Here is a 7,039-nt window from a genome sequence, read left to right as displayed (position 1 = left end):
CCGACGGCACCAAGCAGCTGACCCTCAACGGGTGGCCGCTCTACCGCTACGCGAAGGACACCCAGCCGGGCGACACGACCGGCAACGGCGTCGGCGGCACGTGGAAGGCCCTCAACCCCGAGGGCAAGCCGGTCGCGGCCGCCGCACCCGCCCCGGCCGCCGGGGGCTCCGGCTCCGGGGGTTCCGGGTCCGGAGCCGCGTCCGGCGGCTCGGGGTCGGCCTACGGCTCCGCGGGCTCGGGCGGCGGCGCGGCGTCGCCGGCCCCCGCGGCGCCCGCCGGCGGTGACTCCTACGGATCGTCGTCCGGCTACTGACCGCCGGAGACCGACCCGCTCACGGCCGCCGCGTGGGCGGGTCGATCTCGGGCATCCCGGTCGCCGCGCCGAGTCCGAGCATGCCGAGCAGCTCGCGGCAGTCCTCGACGTCGATCGCCCGGGCGGCCACCACGCGGGCGACGCGGCGCTGGTCGGACCCGCGGGCGGCGAGCTCCTCCTCGTGCGCGAGCGTCACCCGGTTGCCCACGGGCTCGGTCTGGCTGCGGCCGATCACGCGGCACCGTGCCGCGTCGGGAAGGGGCTGGCGGACGACCCGTCCGAGTCGCCCTTCTTCGCCTTCTTGATGGCCCGCTTCTCCTTGATCGTCTTGTCCGACTTCTGACTCGACGTCTGGCGGGGCGATTTGTCTGACACGGGGCGCTCCCTCGGCCCACCAGGTGTCGGTGGGCGGGGTCGGGACAGGCCGACGGGATCTCCACCCGAGGGCGCGCCCGCCTTTCTTCGTCCCGGAGGCGACTTCCGGGGCGTCGCCCCGGGCCGGTCACCAGCGACCTTACCGGGAAGAGCCCCTCACCGGGGGTCCGTGCCCGGCTCGACCGTCACGGGGAACGCGACCGACCGCGCGATGAAGCAGGCGTCGTGGGCCCGGTGGTGCAGCGCCGCGAGGTCCGCGTCCGGCGCGGTCACTCCGCGCGCCTCCGGCACGGTGACGCGGACCTCGGGGTGCAGCACCACCGACGCGAACGACCACCCGCCGTCGTCGTCCTTGGTCATCCGGCCCACCGGGTGGTCGGTGTAGGCGGTGACGACGACGCCGGCGTCGGCCGCCGCGTGCAGGAAGCTCAGCAGGTGGCACTGCGAGAGCGCCGCGACCAGGAGCTCCTCGGGGTTCCAGCGCTCGGGGCTCCCGCGGAACGCGCGGTCGGACGACCCGTCCAGGGGCGGCTTGCCCCCGGCCGAGACGACGTGGTGGCGGGTGTAGGAGCGGTAGTCGACGGTGCCGGGGTCGTCGTGCCAGTCGACCGTCAGGCGGTACTCGTGGGCCACGGGACCGGCTCAGGTCCGCGCGAGGCGCGCGTTCCCGAGGATCACCTCGGCGACCAGCGCCGGGTCGTCGGCCATCGGGATGTGGCCGCAGTCGGGCAGGACGACGACGTGGGCGTCGGGCAGCACCTGGCGCAGCCGCCGGATCTGCGCGCGGGGCAGCAGGTAGTCGCGGTTGCCCCAGCCGACCATCGTCGGGACGTCGGAGCGCCGCGGGGTCGTCCAGCGGTCGAGGCCCGCGAGCATCGCCGCGAAGCCCTCCCGCGGCCGGGCGAGGCCCTGCAGGCCGCGGGCGAGCACCTCGGGGTCCTGACGGCCGGGGTGGGCCATGATCAGCCCGGTGAGCGCGATCCGCCCGGCCTTGCCGGCGAGGACGCGGTCGAGCCGCTCCGGGCTCATGTGGCGCAGCGCCGTGCTCGCGCCGAGCAGCACGCCGCGGGCCCACGTGCGCCCGATCGGCGACCAGAACCCCGCCGGGGAGAGCGCCGTCGCGGACGCCACGGTGCCGCGCGCGGCCATCTCGAGCGCGATGAGGCCGCCGAGCGAGTTCCCGGCCACGTGCGGCCGCTCGAGCCCCAGGTCGCGGGCCAGGCCCTCGACGGCGTCGACGAGCGGGCGCGGGCTGCCGTCGAAGTCGGGCTCGACGTCGTCGGAGTCACCGTGCCCGGGGAGGTCGACGGCGATGACGTCGTGCTCCTTCTCCAGGTACGGGGTGACGGTGTCCCAGGCCTCGCGGCGGTGGGTGATCCCGTGGACGAGGATCAGCGGCTCTCCGGTGCCGCTGCGCGTGTGGGCGAGCACGGGGACCTCCGGGCGGACGACGACCTGGACGGGCTCCGATGCTTCCACAGATTCGCCTCCGACTCGCGCGTCAGCGGGAAGGGTGCACGACGACCTTCCCGGTCACCCGGCGCTCCGCGAGCTCGCCGACCGCGGCCGCCGCCTGCGCCAGCGGGTAGGTGGCGCTGATCGGCGGTGCGAGCCGGCCCGCGGCGACGTCGTCGACGATCTCCTCCCACTGCCCGCGCATGAAGCCCGGCGTGCCCCAGGCCCACTCGCCCCAGGCCGCGCCGATCACCTCGGTGTTGCGCAGCAGCAGCCGGTTCACCTTCACCGTCGGGATCTCCCCCGCGGTGAACCCGACGACGAGCAGGCGCCCGCCGCGGCGCAGGCTGCGCAGCGAGTCGGTGAAACGGTCGCCGCCCACGGGGTCGACGACGACGTCCACGCCCCCCTCGACGAGGGCCAGCGTCGCGTCCTTGAAGCCCGTGCCGTCGGCGTCGGCGACGAGGACGGCGTGGTCGGCGCCGGCCGCCCGCGCGACCTCGGCCTTGCCCTCGGTGGACACCACGGCGACGACCGTCGCGCCCCGCGCCTTCGCGAACTGGATGCACGCGATGCCGACCCCGCCCGCAGCGCCGTGGACGAGCACGGTCTCCCCCGCCGCGAGCCGACCGCGCTGCCCGAGCACGAAGTGCGCCGTCAGGTAGTTCATCGGTAGCCCGGCACCCACGTCGAAGGACACCTCGTCGGGCAGCGGGAACGTCTGGTCGACCGCCGCCACGACGACCTGGGCGAAGCCGCCGAGCACGCACATCGCCGCGACCCGGTCGCCCGGGGAGAAGCCCGAGCCCTCCGGTGCGGTGCGGATCGTCCCGGCGACCTCCGAGCCGAGCACGAACGGCAGCTCGGGGCGCATCTGGTACTCGCCGCGGGACAGCAGGAGGTCGGGGAACACGACACCGGCGGACTCGACGTCGATGAGCACCTGCTCCGGCCCGGCGACCGGCTCGTCGAGCTCGACCACCTCGACGGCGTCGGGTCCCTCGAGCTTGCTCACCTGCACCGCGCGCATGCGGACTCCTTCGGCTTCGCCTCGTGCGTGCACACCCGACGTCGGGACCCTAGAGGGTGATCGCAGGGGTCCGGTCCTCACCGCGTAGGCGGTTGATCATGGCGAGGGCACCGACCGAGCACGGTGCCCTCGGCATGTTCAACCGCCTACGCCACCCGCCGTGCAGCCGGCGCGGCGGACCTCAGACGAAGCGGTGCACCCTCGGGGGCGTGACCGCGCGACCCTCGAGATCGGTCGTGCCGGGCACGTCGTAGGTCGCCAGCGGCGTGACCCGGCGGCGCGGCAGGTACTCCCGTCCCGGGTCCCCGACCAGGACCTCGACGCCGACGCCGGCCGCCTCGTCGAGGAACTCCAGCATCCGGCGCGCCATCGGCTGCTCGTAGAACACGTCCCCGGCGAGCACGACGTCGACGTCGAGCTCCAGCTCCGCGTCCTCCCCCACCAGATCCCCGACGACGTCGAGGGTCACGTCGTTGAGCGCGGCGTTGCGGAGGGCGGCGACGCGGGCCCGGGCGTCGGAGTCGGAGGCGACGACGTGGGCCGCGCCGGCCAGCGCCGCGGCGATGGCGACGATCCCGGAGCCGGCGGCGAGGTCGAGGACGCGGCGCCCCGCGACGAGCTCGGGGTGGTCGAGCACGTGACGGGCGAGGGCCTGTCCGCCCGCCCAGGCGAAGGCCCAGAACGGCGGCGCCTCCTCGTCGGTCCGCGACCAGGTGCGGTGGATGTCGTCGGCGAGCAGGAGCGTGACCTCGCCGACGAGCGGCGCCGTGCCGGGCGCAGTCCACCCGGTGACCTGCTGGTCGAGGTCACCACCATCCGTCGCACTCCGCTCACCCGACGTCACGAGATGTCCCCGGACGGACGCAGCGCCCACGCGAGGGCCGACCTACCCTGTTCGGCAACCAGGTGAGGCCGGGGAGGCAGACCATGTCCGACGACGACGCATCGGCCGACGCCGTCCTGCTCTACCTCGGCGGACCGCTCGACGGGCGCGTCGAGGTACGGGAGGCACGCCACGGTGCCCCGCTGCCGACGGTGACCCACACCCACCTCCACGACGGTCCCAAGGTCGTCCATCACTACGACCTGCACCCGCTCGCCGCGGGAGCCGGTGTCTACCACCTGCGGGTCGAGCCCGCGGCCGAGGTCGAGCCGGCGGACCAGAGCAGCGTCTGAGCCGTCACCCCGGCCCGGACCTCAGGCCGCCCAGAAGCCGGACCTCAGGCCGCCCAGAAGCCGAGCGCGCACAGCGCACCCCAGCCGGCCGCGACCGCGGCGGCCTTCCCGCGGGCCTGCGTGTCGGGCAGCGTCGTCCCGAGCAGGACGAGGTCGACGACGTCGGACCCGACACGCACCGCGACGGCCGTCCGCAGCGGCGTCCCCTCGGGCGCGAACGCCATGGCCAGGCCCGACGCGAGGTCCCGGCCGCCCAGGGCGCGGATGCCGATCGCGGTGCCGCGCGACAGGTCGTCCCGACCGGTGGCGAGCTTCGTCGGGCGGGCGAACAGCTCGGGCTTCGCGATGATCGCCACGCTGTAGGCGGCGGTGGCCACCCCGAGCGCGCGAGGGAGCCAGGACGTGGACGAACGACGGGGTGCCATGGGCCCTTGGTACCCCGTGGGCGCCCGGCCACCCGTCGATCGACTCGGCACACCCTCCGTCCGGGACAATGGACGGTGATGAGCACCCCGACCCTCCTCCCCACCCCCGGCGCGGACCCCGACGAGCTGTTCGAGGGCTTCTCCGCCTGGGCGGCCGAGCGCGGGCTGGAGCTCTACCCGGCCCAGGCCGAGGCGCTCATCGAGCTGGTGACCGGCGCCAACGTCATCGTCTCCACCCCCACCGGGTCCGGGAAGTCGCTGATCGCCCTCGGCGCCCACATCACCGCCATGTCCCGCGGCGAGCGCAGCGTGTACACCGCGCCGATCAAGGCGCTGGTCAGCGAGAAGTTCTTCGCCCTGGGCGCCCAGCTCGGGTACGCCAACGTCGGGATGCTGACCGGCGACGCCGCCGTGAACCCCGAGGCGCCGGTCATCTGCTGCACCGCCGAGGTCCTGGCGAACTGGGCGCTGCGCGAGGGTGCGGCCGCCGACATCGGCCAGGTCGTCATGGACGAGTTCCACTTCTACGCCGACCCCGACCGCGGCTGGGCCTGGCAGGTCCCGCTGATCGAGCTGCCGCAGTGCCAGTTCCTGCTGATGTCGGCGACCCTCGGCGACGTCTCGTTCTTCCAGGGCGACCTGACGCGGCGCACCGGGCGCGAGACGGCCGTCGTCGCGCACACCGAGCGCCCGGTACCGCTGTCGTTCCGCTGGTCGACCACCCCGCTGCACGAGACGATCTCCGAGCTCATCGCCGGCCAGCAGGCCCCCGTCTACATCGTGCACACCACGCAGGCGGCCGCGGTCGAGCAGGCGCAGGCGCTGATGAGCCTGAACGTCTCGACGAAGGCGCAGAAGGAGCAGATCGCCGAGCTCATCGGCTCCTTCCGCTTCACCGCCGGGTTCGGGAAGACGCTCTCGCGGCTGGTCCGGCACGGCATCGGCGTGCACCACGCCGGGATGCTGCCCAAGTACCGCCGGCTCGTGGAGACCCTCGCCCAGGCCGGGCTGCTCAAGCTGATCTGCGGCACCGACACCCTCGGCGTCGGGATCAACATCCCCATCCGGACCGTGCTGTTCACCGCCCTGACGAAGTTCGACGGCCAGCGCGTGCGCCACCTCCGCGCCCGCGAGTTCCACCAGGTCGCCGGACGCGCGGGCCGGGCCGGCTACGACGTCGCGGGCTACGTCGTCGTCCAGGCCCCCGAGCACGAGGTCGAGAACGCGAAGCGCCTCGCCAAGGCCGGCGACGACGTCAAGAAGCAGCGGCGCGTCGTGCGGGTGAAGCCGCCGGACGGGTTCGTCTCCTGGTCCGAGCGCACCATGGAGAAGCTCGTCGAGGCCCAGCCCGAGCAGCTCACCAGCCAGATGCGGGTCACGACGGCGATGCTGCTCCAGGTCGCGCAGCGCCCCGGCCCGTACTTCCCGGCGATGCGCCACCTGCTCGAGGACAACCACGCCGACCGCCCCACGCAACGGCGCCTGATCCTGCGCGCGATCCAGCTCTTCCGCGGGCTGCTGGAGGCCGACGTCGTCGAGCGCCTGGAGGTTCCCGACGAGGCCGGGCGCACCGTCCGCCTCGTCGACGACCTGCAGGTCGACTTCGCGCTCAACCAGCCCCTCTCCCCGTTCGCGCTGGCCGCCTTCGACCTGCTGGAGCCGGAGTCGCCGACATACGCGCTCGACCTCGTTTCGGTCGTCGAGTCGACCCTCGACGACCCGAAGCAGGTCCTGCGCGCCCAGGAGAACGCGGCGCGTGGTGAGGCCGTCGGGGCGATGAAGGCCGAGGGGATCGAGTACGAGGAGCGGATGGAGCGCCTCGAGGAGATCACCTGGCCCAAGCCGCTGGCCGAGCTGCTCGAGCCCGCGTTCGAGTCCTACCGCAAGGCCCACCCGTGGGTCGGGGACGCCGAGCTCTCCCCCAAGGCCGTCGTCCGGGACCTCTACGAGCGCGCGATGAACTTCGTCGAGTTCGTCTCGCACTACAAGATCGCCCGCTCCGAGGGCCTCGTCCTGCGCTACCTCACCGACGCCTACCGGGCACTGCGCCAGACGATCCCCGAGACCGCCGGCACCGAGGACCTCGACGACCTCATCGCCTGGCTCGGCGAGCTCGTCCGCCAGACCGACTCCTCGCTGCTCGACGAGTGGGAGACGCTCTCCAATCCGACCGAGCTCGACGCGGCGGGCTCGGACGCGGCGCCGATCGACCAGGGCCCGCCGCCGGTCACCCGCAACGAGCGAGCCTTCCGGGTGCTCGTGCG

9 protein-coding genes and 1 pseudogene are annotated in these 7,039 nt (G+C 74.0%); 3 read left to right on the top strand and 7 right to left on the bottom strand.

Annotation, left to right across the window (positions count from 1 at the left end):
* Positions 1-314 (top strand): annotated as a pseudogene (locus tag AC0CYZ_RS28500) (hypothetical protein); the annotation flags it as partial.
* A 19-nt stretch (positions 315-333) separates the two neighbouring features.
* Here AC0CYZ_RS28500 and AC0CYZ_RS28495 read toward each other — a convergent pair.
* The 6 genes from AC0CYZ_RS28495 to AC0CYZ_RS28470 form a co-directional block, all read right to left on the bottom strand.
* Positions 334-549 carry a hypothetical protein gene (locus AC0CYZ_RS28495; protein WP_472221480.1) on the bottom strand — a complete coding sequence of 72 codons (216 nt, stop codon included), beginning with the start codon at positions 547-549 and terminating at the stop codon, positions 334-336.
* The gene (locus AC0CYZ_RS28490) at positions 546-689 is read right to left on the bottom strand and encodes a hypothetical protein (RefSeq protein WP_472221479.1); all 144 of its coding nucleotides are present in this window, start codon (positions 687-689) and stop codon (positions 546-548) included. Before AC0CYZ_RS28490 ends, AC0CYZ_RS28495 begins: the two co-directional genes overlap by 4 nt.
* 156 nt (positions 690-845) lie before the next feature.
* Positions 846-1,322, bottom strand: a complete 477-nt coding sequence (locus AC0CYZ_RS28485; RefSeq protein ID WP_472221478.1) for an OsmC family protein — start codon at positions 1,320-1,322, stop codon at positions 846-848.
* Between the two features lie 9 nt (positions 1,323-1,331).
* Positions 1,332-2,168 carry an alpha/beta fold hydrolase gene (locus AC0CYZ_RS28480; RefSeq protein ID WP_472221477.1) on the bottom strand — a complete coding sequence of 279 codons (837 nt, stop codon included), beginning with the start codon at positions 2,166-2,168 and terminating at the stop codon, positions 1,332-1,334.
* Between the two features lie 22 nt (positions 2,169-2,190).
* Positions 2,191-3,174, bottom strand: coding sequence for an NADPH:quinone oxidoreductase family protein (locus tag AC0CYZ_RS28475; protein WP_472221476.1), 984 nt, complete (start codon positions 3,172-3,174; stop codon positions 2,191-2,193).
* Positions 3,175-3,355: 181 nt separating this feature from the next.
* On the bottom strand, positions 3,356-4,018 hold the full coding sequence (locus AC0CYZ_RS28470) for a class I SAM-dependent methyltransferase (RefSeq protein ID WP_472221475.1): 663 nt from the start codon (positions 4,016-4,018) through the stop codon (positions 3,356-3,358).
* An 83-nt stretch (positions 4,019-4,101) separates the two neighbouring features.
* Here AC0CYZ_RS28470 and AC0CYZ_RS28465 point away from each other — a divergent pair, with 83 nt between their 5' ends.
* Positions 4,102-4,350 carry a hypothetical protein gene (locus AC0CYZ_RS28465; protein WP_472221474.1) on the top strand — a complete coding sequence of 83 codons (249 nt, stop codon included), beginning with the start codon at positions 4,102-4,104 and terminating at the stop codon, positions 4,348-4,350.
* Positions 4,351-4,394: 44 nt separating this feature from the next.
* Here AC0CYZ_RS28465 and AC0CYZ_RS28460 read toward each other — a convergent pair whose 3' ends face one another.
* The gene (locus tag AC0CYZ_RS28460; protein WP_472221473.1) at positions 4,395-4,775 is read right to left on the bottom strand and encodes a hypothetical protein; all 381 of its coding nucleotides are present in this window, start codon (positions 4,773-4,775) and stop codon (positions 4,395-4,397) included.
* Between the two features lie 78 nt (positions 4,776-4,853).
* On the opposite strand from AC0CYZ_RS28460, the gene AC0CYZ_RS28455 reads away from it, so the two are divergent.
* The coding region (locus tag AC0CYZ_RS28455) for a DEAD/DEAH box helicase (RefSeq protein ID WP_472221472.1) at positions 4,854-7,039 on the top strand (2,186 nt) is incomplete at its 3' end.

It is taken from the genome of Actinomycetospora sp. (assembly GCF_055612215.1).
The sequence above is the reverse complement of the archived record's forward strand: the minus strand, read 5'-3'. Positions and strand labels throughout refer to the sequence as shown.